The 20,452-nt window shown below is 58.2% G+C and carries 18 protein-coding genes; 11 read left to right on the forward strand and 7 right to left on the reverse strand.

All coding sequences use genetic code 11. The features are described 5' to 3' along the window. Nucleotides 1-216 precede the first annotated feature (216 nt). A complete protein-coding gene (locus ACR0DY_RS14130) occupies nt 217-1,218 on the forward strand; it encodes a helix-turn-helix domain-containing protein (protein ID WP_480547720.1) in 1,002 nt (333 codons plus the stop codon). A gap of 91 nt (nt 1,219-1,309) precedes the next feature. Here ACR0DY_RS14130 and ACR0DY_RS14135 read toward each other — a convergent pair whose 3' ends face one another. Beyond that, nucleotides 1,310-2,287, reverse strand: coding sequence for an HpcH/HpaI aldolase/citrate lyase family protein (locus ACR0DY_RS14135; RefSeq protein ID WP_480489515.1), 978 nt, complete (start codon nt 2,285-2,287; stop codon nt 1,310-1,312). 17 nt (nt 2,288-2,304) lie between these two features. After that, complete coding sequence (gene glyA, locus ACR0DY_RS14140; protein ID WP_480898540.1) at nt 2,305-3,600, reverse strand: serine hydroxymethyltransferase; 1,296 nt, start codon at nt 3,598-3,600, stop codon at nt 2,305-2,307. Between the two features lie 123 nt (nt 3,601-3,723). On the opposite strand from glyA, the gene ACR0DY_RS14145 reads away from it, so the two are divergent. Beyond that, the gene (locus ACR0DY_RS14145; protein WP_480484271.1) at nt 3,724-4,530 is read left to right on the forward strand and encodes an NAD kinase; all 807 of its coding nucleotides are present in this window, start codon (nt 3,724-3,726) and stop codon (nt 4,528-4,530) included. A gap of 250 nt (nt 4,531-4,780) precedes the next feature. Here the strand turns inward: ACR0DY_RS14145 and ACR0DY_RS14150 are convergent, their stop codons facing one another. From ACR0DY_RS14150 to ACR0DY_RS14165, 4 genes are all read right to left on the reverse strand, one after another. Next, a complete protein-coding gene (locus tag ACR0DY_RS14150) occupies nt 4,781-6,208 on the reverse strand; it encodes an amidase family protein (RefSeq protein WP_480485158.1) in 1,428 nt (475 codons plus the stop codon). 88 nt (nt 6,209-6,296) lie between these two features. Continuing rightward, entirely contained in the window at nt 6,297-8,186 is a 1,890-nt protein-coding gene (gene prpE / locus ACR0DY_RS14155) for a propionate-CoA ligase PrpE (RefSeq protein WP_480485159.1), read from the reverse strand. A 231-nt stretch (nt 8,187-8,417) separates the two neighbouring features. Then, nucleotides 8,418-8,807 (reverse strand): GFA family protein, encoded by a 390-nt coding sequence (locus ACR0DY_RS14160; RefSeq protein ID WP_480484268.1) that lies wholly within the window; start codon nt 8,805-8,807, stop codon nt 8,418-8,420. 47 nt (nt 8,808-8,854) lie between these two features. Continuing rightward, entirely contained in the window at nt 8,855-11,128 is a 2,274-nt protein-coding gene (locus ACR0DY_RS14165) for an NADP-dependent malic enzyme (protein WP_267365814.1), read from the reverse strand. Nucleotides 11,129-11,317: 189 nt separating this feature from the next. On the opposite strand from ACR0DY_RS14165, the gene ACR0DY_RS14170 reads away from it, so the two are divergent. The 7 genes from ACR0DY_RS14170 (at nt 11,318) to upp (ending at nt 17,275) form a co-directional block, all read left to right on the forward strand. Beyond that, nucleotides 11,318-11,593, forward strand: coding sequence for a hypothetical protein (locus tag ACR0DY_RS14170; protein WP_480484267.1), 276 nt, complete (start codon nt 11,318-11,320; stop codon nt 11,591-11,593). Next, entirely contained in the window at nt 11,556-12,659 is a 1,104-nt protein-coding gene (locus tag ACR0DY_RS14175) for a cupin domain-containing protein (protein WP_480546458.1), read from the forward strand. The genes ACR0DY_RS14170 and ACR0DY_RS14175 overlap by 38 nt, the downstream gene beginning before the upstream one ends. 91 nt (nt 12,660-12,750) lie before the next feature. Further along, nucleotides 12,751-13,143, forward strand: a complete 393-nt coding sequence (locus ACR0DY_RS14180; RefSeq protein WP_267365809.1) for a cytidine deaminase — start codon at nt 12,751-12,753, stop codon at nt 13,141-13,143. Nucleotides 13,144-13,147: 4 nt separating this feature from the next. Continuing rightward, nucleotides 13,148-14,455 carry a thymidine phosphorylase gene (locus ACR0DY_RS14185; protein WP_480546460.1) on the forward strand — a complete coding sequence of 436 codons (1,308 nt, stop codon included), beginning with the start codon at nt 13,148-13,150 and terminating at the stop codon, nt 14,453-14,455. Next, the gene (locus ACR0DY_RS14190) at nt 14,452-15,663 is read left to right on the forward strand and encodes a phosphopentomutase (RefSeq protein ID WP_480484264.1); all 1,212 of its coding nucleotides are present in this window, start codon (nt 14,452-14,454) and stop codon (nt 15,661-15,663) included. Before ACR0DY_RS14185 ends, ACR0DY_RS14190 begins: the two co-directional genes overlap by 4 nt. After that, nucleotides 15,660-16,646: an adenosine deaminase gene (locus ACR0DY_RS14195; RefSeq protein WP_480484263.1), complete on the forward strand. Its 987-nt coding sequence runs from the start codon at nt 15,660-15,662 to the stop codon at nt 16,644-16,646. Before ACR0DY_RS14190 ends, ACR0DY_RS14195 begins: the two co-directional genes overlap by 4 nt. After that, nucleotides 16,643-17,275 carry a uracil phosphoribosyltransferase gene (upp, locus tag ACR0DY_RS14200; RefSeq protein ID WP_480484262.1) on the forward strand — a complete coding sequence of 211 codons (633 nt, stop codon included), beginning with the start codon at nt 16,643-16,645 and terminating at the stop codon, nt 17,273-17,275. The genes ACR0DY_RS14195 and upp overlap by 4 nt, the downstream gene beginning before the upstream one ends. A 6-nt stretch (nt 17,276-17,281) precedes the next feature. Here upp and ACR0DY_RS14205 read toward each other — a convergent pair whose 3' ends face one another. Then, on the reverse strand, nt 17,282-18,295 hold the full coding sequence (locus tag ACR0DY_RS14205; RefSeq protein WP_480484261.1) for a hypothetical protein: 1,014 nt from the start codon (nt 18,293-18,295) through the stop codon (nt 17,282-17,284). A 148-nt stretch (nt 18,296-18,443) separates the two neighbouring features. Between ACR0DY_RS14205 and ACR0DY_RS14210 the strand changes: the two genes are divergently transcribed. Both ACR0DY_RS14210 and ACR0DY_RS14215 read left to right on the forward strand, forming a co-directional pair. Then, on the forward strand, nt 18,444-19,379 hold the full coding sequence (locus tag ACR0DY_RS14210) for a DMT family transporter (protein ID WP_480546462.1): 936 nt from the start codon (nt 18,444-18,446) through the stop codon (nt 19,377-19,379). A 268-nt stretch (nt 19,380-19,647) separates the two neighbouring features. Then, entirely contained in the window at nt 19,648-20,421 is a 774-nt protein-coding gene (locus ACR0DY_RS14215; RefSeq protein ID WP_480546464.1) for a Hint domain-containing protein, read from the forward strand. Nucleotides 20,422-20,452 lie beyond the last annotated feature (31 nt).

Below are 20,452 nucleotides of genomic sequence, written 5' to 3' on the forward strand. Positions count from 1 at the left end.
TGGGCGTCGACAAATACTGGTCCCCCGTCAACCGCGTCGACAACGCATACGGCGACCGAAACCTCGTCTGCACATGCCCACCAATGACAGAATACGAAGACGCCGCTGAGTGAAACCCGTGTCTGTCCGATCCGTCAATTCGCCTGACGGATCGGATTTACACCCTGAGGGCAGCGCCAATCGGGGCGCTGCCACGCCCAAATCGTCGGAGGAACAATGAAACACTATGTCCTCGCAAATGATCACGCCAATCTGTCTGAAACGGAGCCTGAGGCACCCGAAAGATTGAAACATATCGATGTCATTCTCAACGGTGAAGCGGCTATGGCGTCAGCTGGAATGGTCATCGAATTCTATCAGGCGTTAAACACTCTGGCCGAAAACTGCACCTATGTGGTCAACCTTCGTGTCGCTGGCTCGGAACCTGCGGGTGGACCGTTATACTGGGCCGGACGAACGGCGATTTTCTGGGGAGATCTGGAGAACATCTGGTCCATTCCACATTCGCGCAGATTCTGGGTATCGCAGGTCCTGAACCTGTCTTCACGGGTTGTACTGGTCGGCGGCGCGGTGCTGCTTCTGCCGCAACTCGGAAAAACAGGCCGGAACACCGTTGCTGTCCACCCGAATTTCGCAGCCGCTGCACTGGAGGGCGGGCTGGAAGATTGTGGCACCGGCACGCATCTGGCCGCAGACGGGTGCGCCCATAGCGCAACCACCCGGCTAAGCGCGCTGCGCCTGCTGTCAGAATTTGTGTCGATCGACCACGGGGAACATATCGCAGACATACTGCGCGGATACATTGGACTGACGGAACCCACACAAAAGCACGGCAGCACGCTTGCCGCCCGTCTGGTGCACCGTGCAAAAGGTGATCAGCTTGTCATGCGCACGCTGGATGCGATGCAGGAAAACATCGAAGATCCTTTGACGATCTCGGAACTTTCCAATGTGCTCAGGACCTCGACTCGCCAGTTACAGCGAAGGTTTCTAAGCAAAACCGGTGCGAAACTTTTGTCGACCTACAAAGAGCTACGGCTGGAGCGGGCGCAGAGCCTTTTACAATTCACCAACATGTCGCAGATCGAAATCTCGACAGCGACCGGCTTTTCATCGACTGTCGCGCTGAAACGCGCCTTTCAACGCAGCTTTGACGTCAGCCCGGACGAAATTCGGAACAAGCGATTTCTGGGGACGGCCGCCCCGGAACATGGATAACCTTTCGCGTTTGTCTCGTGATCCACCAGTCAACGCAGCACCGAGCCCGCGTGGACCTTGCGCCCACGCAGGTCAGGTTTGGTGCGGGCGATCAGGCCGCAGCGATCTGACTGGCCTTTTCAACCAGCACTTCGGCCTGACGGATCGAGGCATAGTCGATCAGACGGCCATCCAGAGACACGGCACCTTTTCCGTCTGCCTCGGCCTCGGCCATGGCGACAAGGATACGCCGTGCCTTGGTAACTTCGGCATCCGAGGGCGACATCACCTCATTGGCAAGTGCGATCTGGCTGGGGTGGATGGCCCATTTGCCCTCGCAGCCCAGAACGGCGGCACGTTTTGCGGCGGCCTTGTAACCGTCGGGGTCCTGAAAATCGCCAAAAGGCCCATCAATCGGACGCAGCCCGTTGGCGCGCGCAGCAACCACCAAGCGGGCAAGGGCGTAGTGCCACATGTCGCCCCAGTGGGTCAGGCGGCCTCCGTCGGTATCCGGGTCGGTCAGAACCGAATAGTCAGGGTTTACGCCCCCGATGATTGTGGTCCGCGCGCGGGTCGAGGCGGCATAATCCGCGACACCAAAATGAAGGCTTTCATTGCGCTTTGATGCAGCCGCGATCGCGCTGACATTCTGCATACCAAGCGCGGTTTCGATGATGTGTTCGAACCCGATCCGTTTCTTGTATCCCTTGGCGTCTTCGATCTGGGTCACCAGCATGTCGACCGCATATACATCTGCAGCTGTCCCGACCTTGGGGATCATGATCAGGTCCAGACGCTGGCCCGCCTGTTCGACAACATCCACGACGTCCCGGTACATGTAATGGGTGTCCAGACCATTGATCCGGACCGACATGGTCTTGCTCCCCCAGTCGATATCATTCAGCGCCTGAATGATGTTCCTGCGCGCCTGCTCCTTTTCATCGGGCGCGACGGCGTCTTCCAGATCGAGGAAGATGACATCCGCGTCCGATTTCGCAGCCTTCTCAAACATTCCGGGCTGGCTGCCGGGCACGGCAAGCTCGCTGCGGTTCAGGCGGGCGGGGGCTTGTTCAATTGGTTGAAAGCTCATGGTTGGGACCTTTCGGCTTACAGGTTCGGGTATATGGGGAAGCGGTTGCAGAGGTCTGCGACCTGGGCGCGGACGCGGGCTTCGACTTCGGCGTTGCCGTCTTCGCCGTTGGCGGCCAGGCCGTCGACCACTTCGATGATCCAGTCGGCGATCTGGCGGAACTCGGCCTCGCCAAAGCCGCGGGTGGTGCCGGCGGGGCTGCCAAGGCGGATGCCCGACGTGATGGTCGGCTTTTCCGGGTCAAACGGCACGCCGTTCTTGTTGCAGGTGATATGCGCCCGGCCCAGGGCCTTTTCGGTGGCGTTGCCCTTGACGCCCTTGGGGCGCAGGTCGACCAGCACCACATGGGTGTCGGTGCCGTGGGTCACGGTGTCGAGCCCGCCCTTGATCAACTGATCGCTGAGCGCCTGCGCATTGGTCACGACCTGCTGGATATAGCTTTTGAACTCGGGGCGCAGCGCCTCGCCAAAGGCCACGGCCTTGGCCGCGATCACATGCATCAGCGGGCCGCCCTGAATGCCGGGGAAGATCGCCGAATTCACTTTCTTAGCGATATCTTCATCATTGGTCAGGATCATGCCCCCACGTGGGCCGCGCAGGGTCTTGTGTGTGGTGGTGGTCGCCACATGCGCGTAGGGGAACGGGCTGGGGTGCTCGCCCGCCGCAACCAGACCGGCGAAATGCGCCATGTCCACGTGCAGATAGGCGCCGACCATGTCGGCGATCTGACGCATGCGGGCAAAATCGATCTGACGCGGGATGGCCGAACCGCCCGCGATGATCAGCTTGGGGTTATGCTCTTTCGCCAGCGCCTCGACCTGATCATAGTCCAGCATGTTGTCCTGCTGGCGCACGCCGTATTGCACGGCGTTGAACCACTTGCCCGACTGGTTGGGCCGCGCGCCGTGGGTCAGGTGGCCACCGGCATCCAGGCTCATGCCCAGAATGGTGTCGCCGGGCTGGATCAGCGCCTGGAACACGCCCTGGTTGGCCTGGCTGCCCGAGTTCGGCTGCACATTGGCAAAGCCACAGCCAAACAGCTGCCTGGCGCGGTCGATGGCCAGATTCTCGGCGATATCAACAAACTCGCAGCCTCCGTAATAGCGCCGGCCCGGGTAACCTTCGGCATATTTGTTGGTCATCACCGAACCCTGCGCCTCCATCACGGCGGCAGAGACGATGTTCTCGGACGCAATCAGCTCGATCTCGTCGCGCTGACGACCCAGCTCAGACCGGATCGAGCCAAAAAGCTCAGGGTCGCGGTCCGACAAGGACTGGGTGAAAAATCCGGTGTCACGAAGATTGGCGTTCATTGGCGCTCCACATGGCTGGGTATAAATCTTGCGGATTTCCTATCGGAAACGCCACATTCGCAAAAGGCTTAAAGCGACGATTTGGCCTGCTGCGGCGTCAAGACTGGCCTATTGGGGAAAGGTATGTTTGTTTCGGAACCAAATGTGCAACACCGGAAACCACAAAACATGAAAAAGAGAATCGCCTTTCTCGCCAGTGAGGTCAAAGTGGCGCAAACAGCGCGTGACACCCTGGTGACCAAATATGGTAATGTGGCACCTCGGGACGCAGATGTAGTGGTTGCATTGGGCGGCGACGGCTTCATGTTGCACACTTTGTACAATGTGCAGCATCTCGATACTCCGGTTTACGGGATGAATCGCGGCACGATCGGCTTTCTGATGAATGAGTATCACGAAGACGATCTGATGGCGCGGCTGGAGGATGCCGAGGAAGAGGTTATCAACCCGTTGGCCATGCAAGCGATGGACCAATCTGGAAAACTGCACGAGGCGCTGGCGATCAACGAAGTGTCATTGCTGCGCGCGGGTCCTCAGGCAGCAAGGCTCAAGATCAGCGTAGACGGCCGGGTACGCATGGCCGAACTGGTCTGTGACGGGGCACTACTTGCCACGCCCGCGGGATCGACCGCCTATAACTATTCCGCGCATGGGCCGATTGTTCCGATTGGCGCTGACGTTCTTGCCCTGACACCCATCGCGGCGTTTCGCCCACGGCGGTGGCGTGGTGCCTTGTTGCCGAAAATGGCGAAAGTCAGGTTCGATGTGGTCGAAGCAGACAAACGACCGGTCATCGTGGCTGCTGATTCCGTTTCTTTCCCGGATATCGACTGGGTCGAGATCAGGTCGGAACCAGCCATTGCGCACCGTATCCTTTTCGACCCCGGCCATGGGTTGGAAGAACGTCTAATATCAGAACAATTCACGTAAAATTGGCCATCCCCGAATTTTTCTCACGCCTATGTGAAGCAGTTCACAGGAATTCCCTTAACGATTGGCTAATGTGAACTTGTCCGGAGAACACGCCAAGGTGGGAGTGAGTGGCCACCTGAACGGTGTTTTCGAATGGTTGCGCAGATTTTGCGCTGGCGAGGGTGGGTGGTGCTACGCTCGTCATCAGAAATCCGGGCTTATTTTAGCAGCTGGACCCCGGGCACAATGACCCGGGGTCTATTTTTTGTTACATGTGATCCCAAAGCGGGAAACACATCTGTCCCACGCGAGCTTCTATCGCGGCGGCGGCATCCACGGCCAAATCCTCGCGCCAGCGCTGTGCCGCGATCTGTACATTGATAGGTTGAGGCCCTTTGGGAAGGTTGGCCAATCGTGACGGAACGCAGGCTGCAGGCAGTCCCAGAAAGTTCATCGCATAGGAATAGACAGCGCATCCCAAAACATCATGCACGCCTTCAGCGCCTTCGGTGTCCCGGTCAGGTTTGAAAAATGGCTGTGGCAGGAAAGGGGACAAAACCAGCGGGTAGTCCTGCATAAACAGGGACCATTCACGGGCATAATGGCTGCGCTTGGCCAGCATCCGAACCAATTCTGTTTCAACGATGGGTGGGAATTCCTGAAAGTAGACGTCAAAGATGTCGCGGATGGTTTTGGAACCAGCGGCTTCAATGTCCGATTTCATCAGGGTCAGCACTTCGCCCATCAAGGTCCGATACCCGATCCGACCACATTCAAAGACATCGGGTGGATCGACCTCTTCAACGTCGTACCCTGCATCGACCAGCGCATCGCGCGCAGTGTCGAGGGCTTTTTCGACCTCGGGGTGCAGCGCATAGCCGAAGGTGTTCTTGGTGAATGCCACCTTGATCGGCTGGTCAAAACGCTCGCCGCGCCAGGGCATTGGTACGTGGAACGGATCCCGCGCATCGGTGGCGATCAGGCTGGGCATGGACAGGTGCAGATCCGCAGTCGACCGGGTGATCAGGCCCTGAACCGACATTGATTGCGCCAGCAATCCGCGTTCGGCCTTCTGACTTGGGTTCCACGCGGGAACGCGCCCCAGCCCCGGTTTCACCGTAACCGCTCCGATAGCGGCTGCCGGAAAGCGCAGGCTGCCGCCAATATCGTTGCCATGGGCCAGCGCACCGAGACCTGCCATCACGGCGGCAGCAGCGCCACCGGATGATCCCCCGGGTGAAATGTGCCGTCCCCACGGGTTGAACGTGCGCCCATGCAGGGGGTTGTCGGTGTCGGCCCTGAAGGAAAACTCGGGCGTATTCGTTCGCCCGATCACAATGGCCCCCGCTTTTTGCAAGTTGCTGACCACCGGCGCGTCATCCGGAGCGATTACGTCCTTCAGCGCAATGACACCGTTGGTGGTGGCGTGGCCTTTCTGATCGACATTCACCTTGATTGTTACCGGAACACCATGCAGCGGGCCGGTCGGCTGACCACTCCGCCGTGCAGCATCTAGCGACTGCGCGCGTTCCAGGGCCTCGGTGCGCAAGTCTTCGACGACCGCGTTCAGCGCGGGGTTCACCGCGTCCATGCGATCAATCGAGGCCTGTACCGCCTCGGTCGCGCTCAGATCGCCGCGTCGGGTCAAGGTGGTCAGCTCTGTGGCGCTGAGACGCCAGATATCGGTATGTGTCATGGGCCCTCACTGTCTTACAGCGACAGTAGGGGCCCAGATTCAGGTTGCAAGGGCGGACATGACATGGGCGGCCTGTGCCGCCCGATGGTTACTTGGCGTAACCAATTGTCTGCAACGCTTCCTTGATCTCATCAAGGATGGCAGGATCATCAATTGTTGCAGGCATTTTGTAGTCCTGACCGTCTGCAATCGACACCATCGTACCACGCAGGATCTTACCGGAACGGGTCTTGGGTAACCTGTCGACGACAACAGCCAGTTTGAAGGCGGCCACCGGCCCGATTTTCTCCCGAACCATTTTGACGACTTCCTGAACCACATCGCCATGATCCCGTGTGGCACCAGCATTCAGGCACAGGAAGCCGACCGGCATCTGCCCCTTCAGCTGGTCCGAAACTCCGATCACCGCGCATTCAGCCACATCGGGGTGGGCAGCCAGCACTTCTTCCATCCCGCCCGTCGACAAGCGATGGCCGGCAACGTTGATGACGTCATCGGTGCGCGCCATGATGTAGAGGTACCCGTCTTCGTCAATCATCCCGGCATCGCCGGTTTCGTAATATCCGGGGAAGTGTTCAAGATAAGATTTCTTGAACCGTGCTTCGGCATTCCACAGTGTTGGCAAGGTGCCTGGGGGCAGGGGCAATTTAACCGCGATGGCACCCAGTTCACCGGCCTTCATCGGGTGACCGCCTTCATCCAGAATTTGCACGTCATAACCCGGCATCGGTTTTGCGGGCGAGCCCAGCTTGACCGGAAGCTCTTCGATACCCAGCGGGTTCCCGGCAATGGCCCAGCCGGTTTCGGTTTGCCACCAATGGTCGATCACCGGAACCTTCAGCGCGTTTTGTGCCCAGATAATTGTGTCAGGGTCGGCGCGTTCGCCTGCCAGATAGAGGGCCTGTAGATGAGACAGATCGTATTTGCCGATCAATTCGCCCTTGGGGTCTTCTCGTTTGACGGCGCGGATGGCCGTAGGTGCGGTGAAGAAGCTTTTGACCTTATGTTCCGAGATCACGCGCCAGAAGGTGCCAGCATCCGGGGTGCCGACTGGCTTGCCCTCGAACACAATTGTGGTGTTTCCGTGGATTAGGGGTGCGTAGCAGATATAGGAGTGCCCCACGACCCAGCCCACATCGGAGGCTGCCCAGAACACGTCGCCTGGATCGACGTTATAGACATTCTTCATTGTCCAGTTCAGTGCCACAAGGTGTCCGGCAGTGGGGCGCACGACCCCTTTGGGTGCACCCGTAGTGCCAGAGGTGTACAGGATATAAGCCGGGTCCTTGCCATCAACCGGCACGCATTCAGCCGGTTCGACACCGTATTGGAAACCATGCCAGTTGAAATCGCGCCCTTCAATCAACTGGGCGACCTCTTGTTCCCGCTGGAAGATCACACAAAAATCAGGTTTGTGGTTGGCCAGTTCGATCGCACCGTCAAGCAGGGGCTTATAGTGAACCACGCGACCGGGTTCCATCCCACAGGACGCGGCGATGATTGCTTTGGGTTTGGCGTCGTCGATGCGCACGGCCAGTTCGTTGCTGGCAAACCCGCCGAACACGACCGAATGCACGGCGCCGAGGCGGGCACAGGCCAGCATCGCCTCAAGCGCTTCGGGGATCATCGGCATGTAGATAATGACACGGTCGCCTTTCTCGACACCCTTTGCGCGCAGCGCGCCGGCCAGAGTGGCCACGCGGTTGCGAAGCTCGACATAGGATATCTCGCGCTTGGTGTGGGTGATGGGACTGTCATAGATGATGGCGGTTTGTTCACCGCGCCCGTTTTCCACATGACGGTCTACGGCATTCCAACAGGTATTGACCCGCGCGTCGCTGAACCATTCGTACAAGGGCGCATTGTCGTCGAACAGTGCTTTGCTGGGGGCCTTGACCCAATCGATCCCTTTTGCAGCGTTCATCCAGAACGCTTCGGGGTCGGTTTTCCAGCTGTCATAAACGTCCTGATACGCCATCTTGTCCTCCTCACAACGGCTTGGACATTGTGTTAGGTCGCAGAAAACAACCGGGCAAGCGCGACGCATGACGACGCGTCAGTTTATCGCAAAAAATTTGCAGATCGGCAAAAAACGACTTGCAAATTTTTGCAAAATTACAGTTGAAGCACAGTTTTTGTCGCAGCAATAGAAAGTTTTGCAAAATTGCAAACTATTGCGTGCAAATATTGTGCCGTTCCGAGAATCAGCTCAACCAGCCGTTTTGGCGTAACGTGGCAGCTTGTCCTGAAGGTTCAGCCAGGGCAGGTGGTCGGCGTGGAACACGTGAAACTGTGGCGGCAGGGTCTCCGGGTTGTCCAGCGTTGCGGTGTAAAGATGAATGTTCACCGTATCGCGCGCTGTGCGATAGGCCATCTGGGTTCCGCAGTTGCCGCAAAACAGACGTTCAACCCCTTCCGATGAGCGATAGATCTTTGGTGCCTGACCCAACCATCTGACCGCCTCATGCGGCAGCCCGAAAAAAGCCGTGACCGGCGCGGCGCAGTTTCGCCTGCAATCTGAACAGTGGCAATAACAGCTCCACGCGGCTTGGGCATCGCTTTCCCAATGCACGGCGTTGCAGTGGCAATGTCCTTTCATGCGCTTCCCCCCCCTGTTGGCAGGGGCGCCAGCAAGGCTGCCCCCGGTTAACCGTAATGCGCCACGGGTGTTCCTGCAATCGCCGCCATGTTCAGCAGACCGCGCGCGGTGATGGATGGAGTAACAATATGGGCCTTGTTGCCCATGCCCATCAGGATCGGGCCAACTTCAATCCCGTCCGCCTTCATCTTCAGAATATTGCGTACACCACTGGCAGCATCTGCGTGGGCGAATATCAGAACGTTGGCCGCCCCCTCTAGTCGCGACGCTGGGAAGATACGCGCCCGCAGGTCTGCATCCAAAGCCGCATCCAGATTCATTTCGCCTTCGTAGACAAAATCGCGCGGCTGCCGATCAAGGATTTCAAGCGCCGCCCGCAGCCGTTTGCCTGATCCTTCAGCCTGATTGCCGAATTGCGACTGCGAACAGAAGGCAATTTTGGGTTCGATCCCGAACCGGCGAACATGTCGCGCGGCGCCAATGGTGGTTTCGGCCAGTTCTTCCGGCGATGGCAATTGCCGTACATGCGTATCGGCAATGAACAGGGGGCCATCTTCCAGGATCATCAGGGACAACGCACCATGCGGGCGCAGTTTGCTGTCGTCCAACACCTGTTCGACATAGTTCAGGTGCCAGCGGAATTCACCAAATGTGCCGCAGATCATGCTGTCCGCTTCGCCACGATGCACCATGATCGCACCAATGGCCGTTGTGTTGGTGCGCATGATCGCCTTGGCCAGATCCGGCGTCACACCGCGGCGCTGCATGATCTGGTGGTAGGAAGTCCAGTAATCGTAATAGCGCGGGTCGTTCTCCGGGTTAACGATCTGACAGTCCTTGCCCGGACGAATGGTCAGCCCCAGCTTTTCACATCTGGTTTCAATCACATCGGGTCGCCCAATCAGAATTGGCGTTTCCGTCGTCTCTTCGAGAATGGCCTGCGCAGCCCTCAAAACCCTTTCATCTTCACCCTCGGCAAAAACGATGCGACGGGATGCGACGGCCGCGGCCTCGAACACAGGACGCATCAGAAGGGCTGATTTGAAGACCGACTGGTTGAGCTTTTCCTTATAGGCTTCAAGGTCCTCGATAGGGCGTTTTGCAACACCGCTTTCCATGGCGGCCTTGGCAACCGCCGATGACACCACGCCCACAAGACGTGGGTCAAATGGTTTTGGGATCAGGTACTCCGGGCCAAAGGTCAGTTGTTCGCCCTTATAGGCAGCCGCCGCCTCGGCACTTGTGGTTGCACGCGCCATTTCAGCAATACCATCCACGCAGGCAATCTGCATCGCGTCGTTGATCTCGGTCGCGCCGACATCCAAAGCACCCCGGAAGATAAACGGAAAGCACAGCACGTTATTGACTTGATTGGGAAAATCGCTGCGCCCCGTGGCGATGATTGCGTCTGGTGCTACTGCGCGCGCGTCCTCTGGCAGAATTTCCGGCGTCGGGTTGGCCAGGGCGAAGATGATCGGGCGGCTGGCCATTTTCCGGACCATATCAGGCTTTAGAACATTTGGGCCGCTGAGACCCAGAAACAGGTCGGCCCCACCAATCACATCGTCCAGCGTCCGCAAATCCGACTTCTGCTCGAACTGTGACTTGTGCGGGTTCATGTCCTCGGCCCGTCCTTCGTAGACAAGCCCGTGAATGTCGCACAGCCATATGTTTTCTCGCTTCACACCCAGCTTGACCAGCATGGTCAGGCACGCGATCCCGGCTGCCCCGCCGCCGGTCGAAACGACTTTGATGTCCTCAAATGACTTTCCGGCCACATGCAGCGCATTCTTGGCCGCAGCACCGACCACAATGGCGGTTCCATGCTGGTCGTCATGGAAAACCGGGATGTTCATACGCTCCCGGCAGAGCTTTTCGACGATGAAGCAATCGGGGGCCTTGATGTCTTCAAGGTTAATGGCGCCAAATGTTGGTTCAAGGGCACAGACTATATCCGCAAGCTTTTCGGGATCGGGCTGGTCGACCTCGATATCGAAACAGTCGATGCCCGCAAACTTCTTGAACAGAACGGCCTTGCCTTCCATAACCGGCTTCGACGCGAGTGCCCCAATATTCCCCAGGCCAAGCACGGCGGTGCCGTTTGAAACCACGGCGACAAGATTGCCGCGCGCCGTGTAACGTTCCGCATTAGCTGCATCGGCCTTGATTTCAAGGCTTGCCTCGGCCACGCCAGGCGAATAGGCGCGGGCCAGATCGCGCCCGTTGGCCATCGGTTTGGTAGCCTTGATCTCAAGCTTTCCGGGTTTGGGAAATTCATGATATTCGAGCGCAGCTTGTCGCAGGCTGGGGGTGTCAGACATCGGCGATTCAGCTCCCATTGAGAATTTGATTTAGCCTTAAACTATTTTTTTGGACTTGGCTACGCTACGTAACTCTGCCGTGATGTCGCAACCGTGAATTCGGATTGATATTGTCTGAGTTCATTTTCGCCTTTTCACATTGTGACGACCAAGATCACTCTGGCAAGGCCGTTGTGACATTCAGAACTGATGACCCGGCTGGTAACGAACGAGGGATCATTAGGTTGGATGTTGGTTGCAGCGGTGTTGGGCGGTTGTCGTCACCCAGATTTGGTCGAGTTCATCACGCTGAACGGCGGAGTTTTACCTGTGATTATTGAAATGCGCTTCTTCGTTATGGAAGAAATGCCGGAGATGTTCTTTTCGGTTGGCATTTTGACCTCTGTTCTGATCGGATGGCCAAAGTTGCAATTCGAAGAGAATACTGATGACCAAGACATCCGATCTGGCGAAAACGCACGCTGAAATTCGCCTGCCCACACAGGAAATTCGCGACGACATCCCTTTTTACACAAAAAAACTGGGGATGAAGATGGACATGATTTATCCCGCTGACGATCCGCGCGTCGCGGTGTTTTCGGGGCATGGCGTGCGGTTGCGCATTGAAAAAGACGCACCGGAAAGCCCAGGAACATTGCGTATCCTGACGGATAATCCGTCAGATTTCGCCGGTGGTGAACGCGTTCTTGTAGCCCCGAATGGCACCCGGATCGAAGTTGAAGAACGAAATCCGCCACTGGTGATGCCAGAGACCGTGCATTCCTTTGTCGTGCGCAGGCTCAAGGATCAGGCCCCCTGGATCATCGGTCGGGCCGGGATGCACTATCGCGATCTGGTGCCGGATCGGTTGGGTGGGTCGATTATTGCCAGCCATATCCGCATTCCCGATGGTGGGCCGGTTCCGGACATGGTGCATTTTCACAAGGTCGGGTTTCAGTTGATCTTTTGCATCCATGGCTGGGTGGATGTAGTCTATGAGGATCAGGGCGAGAAAATGCGTCTGACAGCGGGGGACTGCTTTATTCAACCTCCGGAAATCCGGCACCGCGTTCTCGAAGCTTCTGATAATGTTCAGGTCATCGAGATCGGAGTGCCGGCTGAGCATGTCACAGAGATCGACCATGACATGACACTTCCCACTCCGCACATCCGCCCGGACCGCGAATGGCAGGGGCAACGCTTTGTCTATAATCAGGCCAAGGGTGCCGAGTGGATGCCCTTCCGCCTGCCGGGGTACACCTGCCGCGACACCACGATTGCCGAGAACACCAAGGGTGTCGCTGGGGTGCAGGTTGTGCGCAAAGGGTCGGGTGATCCGGAATGGGCCAGCCATGACACCGACATTCACTTTACCTTTGTGATGGACGGCGAGGTCACCCTGGAAGGCGAGGGGCGCGATCCCTACCGGCTGGAGCAAGGGGATGCTTTTGTCATCCCACCTGGGATGCGCACACGGTTGTCCGAGCCAACAGACAATATCGAATTGTTGGAAGTCACCTTACCCGGTACCTTCAACACAACGCTGGGTTAAGCGAAAAACATGGGTCAGGGGCTTCAAATTCCCCGCCTTAATACGTTAGCGTGCAAATTTCTGACCAGATGATCAAAAATGAGGATTCGCCATGTCGCTGAAAGACGCTGCCTTGTCTGTCCGGGAAAACGCCTACGCGCCATATTCGAACTTCAAAGTTGGCGCAGCGCTTCGGTCTTCTTCGGGTCATGTCTTTTCCGGGTGCAACGTCGAGAATGTGGCATATCCCGAGGGGACCTGCGCGGAAGCAGGTGCAATTGCCGCAATGGTGGCCGCGGGCGAGCAGGAACTGACCGAGGTCTACGTGGTTGCCTCCAGCCCTCAGCCTGTGCCGCCTTGCGGTGGATGCCGTCAGAAGCTGGCCGAGTTTGGCAAGCGCGATGTAAAGGTTACTCTGGCAACCGTCGATGGTGCGGAGTTTGAGACAACCATCGGAGATTTGCTGCCGGGTGCGTTCGACGCGTCGCACATGGAGGATGTCTGAACGCATGGACGCCCGTTCAATCATAGCCAAACTGCGCAGGCACGAAGTCCCAGGCCGCGACGAGCTTATCTGGTTCGCGCAAGGGTTGGCAGACGGCAGCGTCAGCGATGCGCAGGCCGGGGCGTTTGCCATGGCCGTCTGTATGGGCGGGCTGGGTCCTCAGGGGCGTGCGGACTTGACGATTGCGATGCGCGATAGCGGCGATGTTCTCGGTTGGGATGTGGACGGGCCGGTGATCGACAAGCACTCGACCGGTGGGGTCGGGGACTGCGTCAGCCTTGTGCTGGCTCCGGCGCTGGCGGAATGTGGTGCTTATGTGCCGATGATCTCGGGTCGGGGTTTGGGGCACACGGGTGGAACATTGGACAAGCTCGAGGCGATTCCGGGTGTCAGCACTCAGATCAGTCAGGACCGACTTGCGCAGATATTGCGCGAATCGGGTGCGGCTATCGTCGGCGCGACGGGCCAGATTGCACCGGCGGACAAGCGGCTTTATGCAGTTCGGGACGTGACGGCGACGGTCGAAAGTCTGGATCTGATCACAGCGTCGATCCTGTCCAAAAAGCTGGCGGCCAGCCCGGATGCGTTGGTTCTTGACGTCAAGGTTGGCAGCGGTGCCTTTATGAAAACAATTGAGGATGCCCGCAAGCTGGCCACAGCATTGACCGAGACTGCGAACGCGGCTGGGTGCCGGACTTCGGCGGTGATCACGGACATGAACCAGCCTTTGGCCCCGGCGCTGGGCAATGCACTGGAGGTCGCGGAAGTGATGAAGGTTCTGACCGGTCCTGGCGCTTCGCCACTGGTGGACATTTCTGCCGAGTTGGGCGGCGTCCTGCTGGCCGATGCAGGCATGTGCATCTCGGTCGAGGAGGGGCGTGAGCAGATCGCCAAGATCATCCGTGACGGTCGCGCCGCCGAACGGTTTGGCCGCATGATGGCAGCGGTTGGTGGTCCTGTGAAATTCGTCGATACCTGGACCCGTTTCCTGCCTGAGGCGAGCGTTATTCAGGAGGTTCCTGCCCCCGAAGACGGTTACGTCTCCGCCATCGACGGAGAGGCGCTGGGCCTTGCCGTGGTCGCGCTGGGTGGCGGCCGCCAGGTCGAAAGTGATGAGATCGATCCGGCAGTAGGAATATCCAACATCCTCAGGCTGGGGGATCGTGTGTCAAAAGGTTCACCCATTGCCGTGGTCCACGCTGCACGGGAAGGCGCTGCACGGCGGGCAGCGGAAACTGTGCTGAGTGCGATGACAATCAGCGATACAGTTCCAAAGCTGCCCGATCTGATCCACGAAAGGATCAGCGTATGAGCCGAGCGTTTCTTGTCGTCATGGATTCCGTCGGAATAGGCGGGGCACCTGATGCAGACCGGTTTTTCAACGGTGATGTTCCGGATGCCGGGGCAAACACGCTGGCCCATATCGCCCAAGCCTGCGCGGAAGGCCGCGCAGTAGATGGGCGCACCGGCCCGTTGCACCTGCCCAACCTGGACGCGCTGGGTTTGGGCGCGGCTGTGCGGCTGGCGTCTGGAGACGCCACTCCGGGCCTCGATGCCGAACCTGCTGGACTATGGGGTTGCGCGCGTGAGCATTCGCCGGGTAAGGACACGCCCTCAGGCCACTGGGAACTGGCGGGCCTGCCGGTGCCTTGGGATTGGCATTACTTTCCAAACACGGTTCCGGCTTTTCCAGCGGAACTGAGCCGCGCGGCAGCCGAAGCTGCCGGGACCGAAGGTATTCTTGGTGACTGCCACGCGTCGGGGACAGCGATCATAGCCGAACTGGGTGCCGAACATATGCGCACCGGTTGGCCGATCTGCTACACATCCGCTGACAGTGTGTTTCAGATCGCGGCCCATGAGGAAAGCTTTGGGCTTGAGCGGTTGTTGGACATGTGCCGCGCGCTTGCTCCGCGCTTGCACAAGATGAAATTGGGGCGTGTCATCGCGCGCCCCTTTGTCGGAACGCCTGAGACGGGGTTCGAACGGACGACCAATCGCAAGGATTTCGCCATTCTGCCCCCGGCACCGGTGCTGACCAACTGGGTGCAGGATGCAGGGCGACGGGTTCATGCAGTGGGCAAGATCGGCGACATCTTCTCGATGCAGGGGATCGACACGCTGCGCAAAGGGTCGGATGCCCAGCTGATGCAGCACCTGTCTGATCTTATAGACGAGGCGGAAGAGGGCAGTCTGACCTTCGCCAACTTTGTCGAATTTGACAGCCTTTATGGGCATCGCCGCGACATCAGCGGCTATGCCCGAGCGTTGGAATGGTTTGACCGCGAGATCGGGGGTATCCTGAAGAAACTTCGACCAGGCGATCTGTTGCTGTTAACAGCTGATCATGGCAATGACCCAAGCTGGACCGGAACAGATCACACCCGTGAACAGGTTCCGGTTCTGATTGCGGGGCAGGGTACCGGACAAATCGGGCAAGTAGATTTTACCGATATTGCGGCCAGCATTGCCCACCATCTGAACATTCCGGCGCAAGGGCCGGGAAGGAACTTTTTATGAGCGTTGCAGACCTGCCCAAAATTGAACTGCATCTTCACCACGAAGGCGCGGCACCTCCGGCCTTCATCCGCCAGCTTGCCCACGAAAAACGCGTTGACCTGAGCGGTATCTTCAAGGCAGACGGATCTTATGATTTTCGTGATTTCGCGCATTTCCTGAGCGTGTACGAAGCCGCTTGCGAAGTTCTGAAAACGCCCGAAGACTTCCGGCGGCTGACATTGGCCATTCTTGAGGAAAGCGCTGAAAATGGCGTGGTTTATTCCGAGACCTTCCTCAGCCCTGATTTTTGCGGCGGTGGCGACCTGCATGCGTGGCGGGATTATCTGAATGCCATTCAGGATGCGGCAGACGAAGCCGAGCGTAAATTCGATATCACCTTGCGCGGTGTCGTTACCTGTGTCCGCCATTTTGGCCCCGAACAAGCCAGGCGGAGTGCCCATTGTGCGGCCGAGACCGCCGGAAACTGGATCACCGGTTTTGGCATGGGCGGCAACGAATCCATTGGCACGCAGGGTGACTTCAAATGGTCTTTCGAATGTGCCCGCGAAGCCGGGCTGCGCCTGACCACGCATGCGGGTGAGTTTGGCGGTCCTGACAGTGTGCGCGACGCTGTGCGCGATCTGGGGGTTGAGCGTATCGGGCACGGCGTCCGCGCCATCGAAGACCTTGAACTTGTTCGTGAACTGGTTGACCGGGATGTCACGCTTGAGGTGTGTCCGGGTTCGAATGTGGTTCTGGGTCTTTTCCCAGATTTTGCCGCCCACCCCATCGCGAAACTGCGCGATGCGGGCGTAAAGGTTACGATTTCCACCGACGATCCTCCGTTTTTTCACACGACCATGCGGCGGGAATATGAGATGTTGAACGCGGCGTTCGGCTGGGAGGCCGGGGATTTTGCGGCATTGAATGAGACGGCCCTGAACGCGGCCTTCTGTGATGATGACACCCGCGCGCGGGTCAAGAAAAGATTGGAGAACACATGAGCGAACACCTGACCGTCGTCGATCACCCGCTGGTGCAACACAAGCTGACGCTCATGCGGGACAAGGGCACCTCGACCGCCGGGTTCCGGCAGTTGCTGCGCGAGATCACATTGCTTCTGGCCTACGAGGTCACGCGCGACATTCCCCTGACCACGCGCAATATCGAAACGCCGATGGAAGAAATGGACGCCCCCATACTGGCAGGTAAGAAAATGGCGCTGGTGTCAATCCTGCGCGCCGGAAACGGGATGTTGGATGGGGTGCTGGAACTTGTGCCTTCAGCACGCGTCGGTTTTGTGGGCCTATATCGCGACGAAGAAACGCTGAAACCCGTACAGTATTATTTCAAGGCCCCCGAAAGCCTGAAGGACCGTTTGGTCATTGCGGTGGATCCGATGCTGGCGACTGGTAACAGCTCGGCCGCGGCCATTGACCTGCTGAAACAGGCCGGGGCGACGGATATTCGCTTTCTGTGCCTGTTGGCGGCACCCGAAGGTGTCGCGCGGATGAAAGAAGCACACCCTGACGTGCGTATCGTCACGGCAGCGCTGGACCGCGAGTTGAACTCGAAAGGCTACATCATGCCCGGTCTGGGGGATGCCGGTGACCGGATGTTCGGAACCAAGTGATCCGGTTTATTCGCCGCAAATATTCTGTAGCCGTACCCAGTCGCGGTCCGGCAGCACCTGTTCCAGCGCCCTTCCCGCCATTGGATCCGCTTCGATCAGGCCAAGAACCGTTTCGCCGGTCACATCACGGGCATAGGCGTAGGGGGTTGAGGGAAGCGCGCTTTGCGAGAACATCGCCAGCACGTCATCGTCAGAAATGGCCGGACGGGGCTGTGACAGGACCTGCTCGGTATATGTGTCGATAATCTCGGGCGTCAGTCCGCCGGTTGTCAGCAGCCTAAAGGCTGAGGTCGCGCCGGTTCTGTCCAGCAGGTCATCAAGCGGATCCTTTTGCGCGGCCCGCGCCCGTTCTGCAATCACATAACCCGCTGCAACGGCAGGATCTTCGTAATCCTCGACCAAAGCACGGCTGAGCAGGACAGTGCCGCCAGGCAAGCTGAGGCTGTCTTGAACGCCTGCTGGAAGAATGATGATCTGCCGTACGCCAGTGCGCCGGGCCAGCTGTTCCAATGAATCCCGAGCATCCCGCGACGTACAGGCCCGGCCCGAGACGCGCTCGATCCGATGCAGGATCATATCGCCGATCTCTTGCCGCTTGACCTGGGGCACGACCGAGACAACATGGTTTTGCAGCGCACCGGGCAGCCAGAACAGCAACAGGGCCAGCACAGCGGCCACGACGCCTCCGACACTCAGCCAGCGCAAACGCCCCGGGTGGGGGCGGGACCGATCAATAGCGCGCTGCAATCGGTCGATCGCTTCAAGCATCGTGGTTTCGGATTCGGCCAGCTCAAGCGTTTCATCCGGATCACCGTCCGGGTTGAATATGGCCGGAAAGGAACCAGGGTTCTGGCGTTCAAGTGCTGCCAGCGACCAGTGGGTCAGCGCCCTGTCATTGAAATCGGAAATGGTCAGGGTGGCTTCACCGATAGACACCACAACCTCGCGCCGCTGTTCATCGGGCGAAGGGCGCCACAGACCGGTGGCTTCGATCCGCTGGTACTGTTTCAGGGCCGTCATCTGGGTGGGTCTGCTCGAGTTTGTTTTGCTGCAGCTTAGCATGGTGAAATCGCAGGGCGCAAACCTGTTGCGCAGTCATTGCGAATTGTGCTGGATACCCGAAAGGATCGAGACTGTCGGTCCACGATCACAATCAGGACACGACTTCATGCAGGCGCATTCCTCATCTTCTGCTGTGCTGGCTTCGGCCCTGATGGTCAGTGCGATGGCAATTGTCGGCGTTATCGACAATGTTGTGATCCTATTGGCCGAAACCGTCGGGCTGTGGCAGTTTCATATGACCCGTGCGCTTTTGATGCTGCCGCTGATCGTCGGCCTGTCGTTTCTGGGGCTGGGTAGGCTGCGGCCTGTGCGATGGGGACCTGTCATTTTGCGCAGCGCCCTGATCACCACAGCAATGTTCTTTTATTTTGCATCCCTTGCCATGATGCCAATTGCGCAGGCGCTGGCAGGGTTGTTCACATCACCGATTTTTGTGCTGTTAATCTCCTCTCTGGTGCTCAGACAATCGATAGGGCCGTGGCGCATACTGGCCGTGCTGATTGGATTTACCGGCATCCTTCTGGTGTTGCAGCCAAACCCCAGCGATTTCGACCTGCGTACGTTGGTGCCTGTGGCGGCGGGGTTTTTCTATGCCTTCAGTTCGATCCTAACGCGTACGCATTGTTCGCGGGAAAGCACTGTGGCCATGCTGGCTGTCATGGTCATAACAATGGGTCTGGCCGGGGCGTTGGGGGTCACGTTCCTGACAATCTCGCCGGTTGTTACGGCAGACGGTGCCGAGGGGTTTGTTACGCGTGGGTGGGTCTGGGATATGGGACCTGCCATACCGTGGCTGGTTACTCAGGCTGTCGGTTCAACAATCGCGGTTTTCATGCTGATCAAGGCATATCAAGTGGGTGAGCCGTCTTATGTGGCGGTGTTCGAGTATTCTGTCATGATCTTCGGCCCGCTCTTCGCATTTGTGGCCTTTGGGCAAACCATTGGCGTCTTTCAGATTTCGGGCATCCTTATGATTGCGGCAGCGGGTCTGTTGCTGGGGTGGCGCGCCAGTCGATCATCTGAACAGCAAAAAGTCGCCTGACGCGATTGGGTCGTATGCACGTCTAAGCCAGATCGTTTCGTTACTTCCGTATCCGGTGAAACGCCGTGGATTCGGTGGATCGACAAAAGGCATTCGTTTCAGAAATGGCAAAAATGTCGGATGAGAGTCCTGGAGTGTCCACGAAAACCATCGGCAATTACACGGAATTGGTCAAAATTGGGCGCAAATATGTCTGAAATGTGACGGGTTGGATTTTTGGTGTTAGCTCATTGGCATAAATGTTTTGTGCCAAAAGGGGGTAAGGCACGTGTCCGAAGTAACAAGTATTTCTGTTTATCTGGATCAGCTGCCAGAAGTTGATCGAACCAACAAAAAACAGGCGGTAAATGCGCGCCGTGGCGGGTTTTTGCACGGCACCAAGATCGCCACGACTGCAGGGTGGAAGCCGGTCGAACGGATCGCGGTAGGTGATCTGGTTCGAACCCTCGATCATGGGTTCAAAGAGGTTCGGCGCATCTCAATAAGCGTTGTGGTCATTCCGGCCGATGAGCGCCGGGTCGAGTTCCTGCCGATCCTCGTGCCTGCCCACGCCGCATATAACGGGCGAGCTGTCTGGTTGATGCCCGAACAGGGCATGGCGCTGAACCTGTCCCGGATCAACGCCAAGGCCGATGGACCTTCGGTGTTGCCCGCGCGTTTGCTGAACGGAGCCGGTCGCCTGACGTCACAGGCACCGGGGTCGTCTTTTGAAGTGTTTTCCTTGTTCTTTGATGATGATCAGGTGATCTTTGTCGAAGGCGGATTGCAGGCCTATTGCCCGTCCGGTCGCTTCAACATGCGCGGTGCAACCACCGGAACACGGTACGATGTCGCGGCCGAAGAGGTGGCCTCAGACCTGATCCACTCACTTATAAGCAAGGGCGATATGTCGGCTCTTGCCAACCCATTGGGTGCGCTGCCTGCACCCATTCCCCAGGAACCGATATTTCCGATCCGCCCGCCGTTTGGGGTCAGGCGACCGGGTCGACCGGGACGCCCAAGCGCGCCGGTTCTGTTCCTGCGGCCCGAATGGCAGATCTAACCAAACACTGACAAGAACGATGCGGGCGCAT

The sequence above is a fragment of the Ruegeria sp. O6 genome (genome assembly GCF_056535045.1).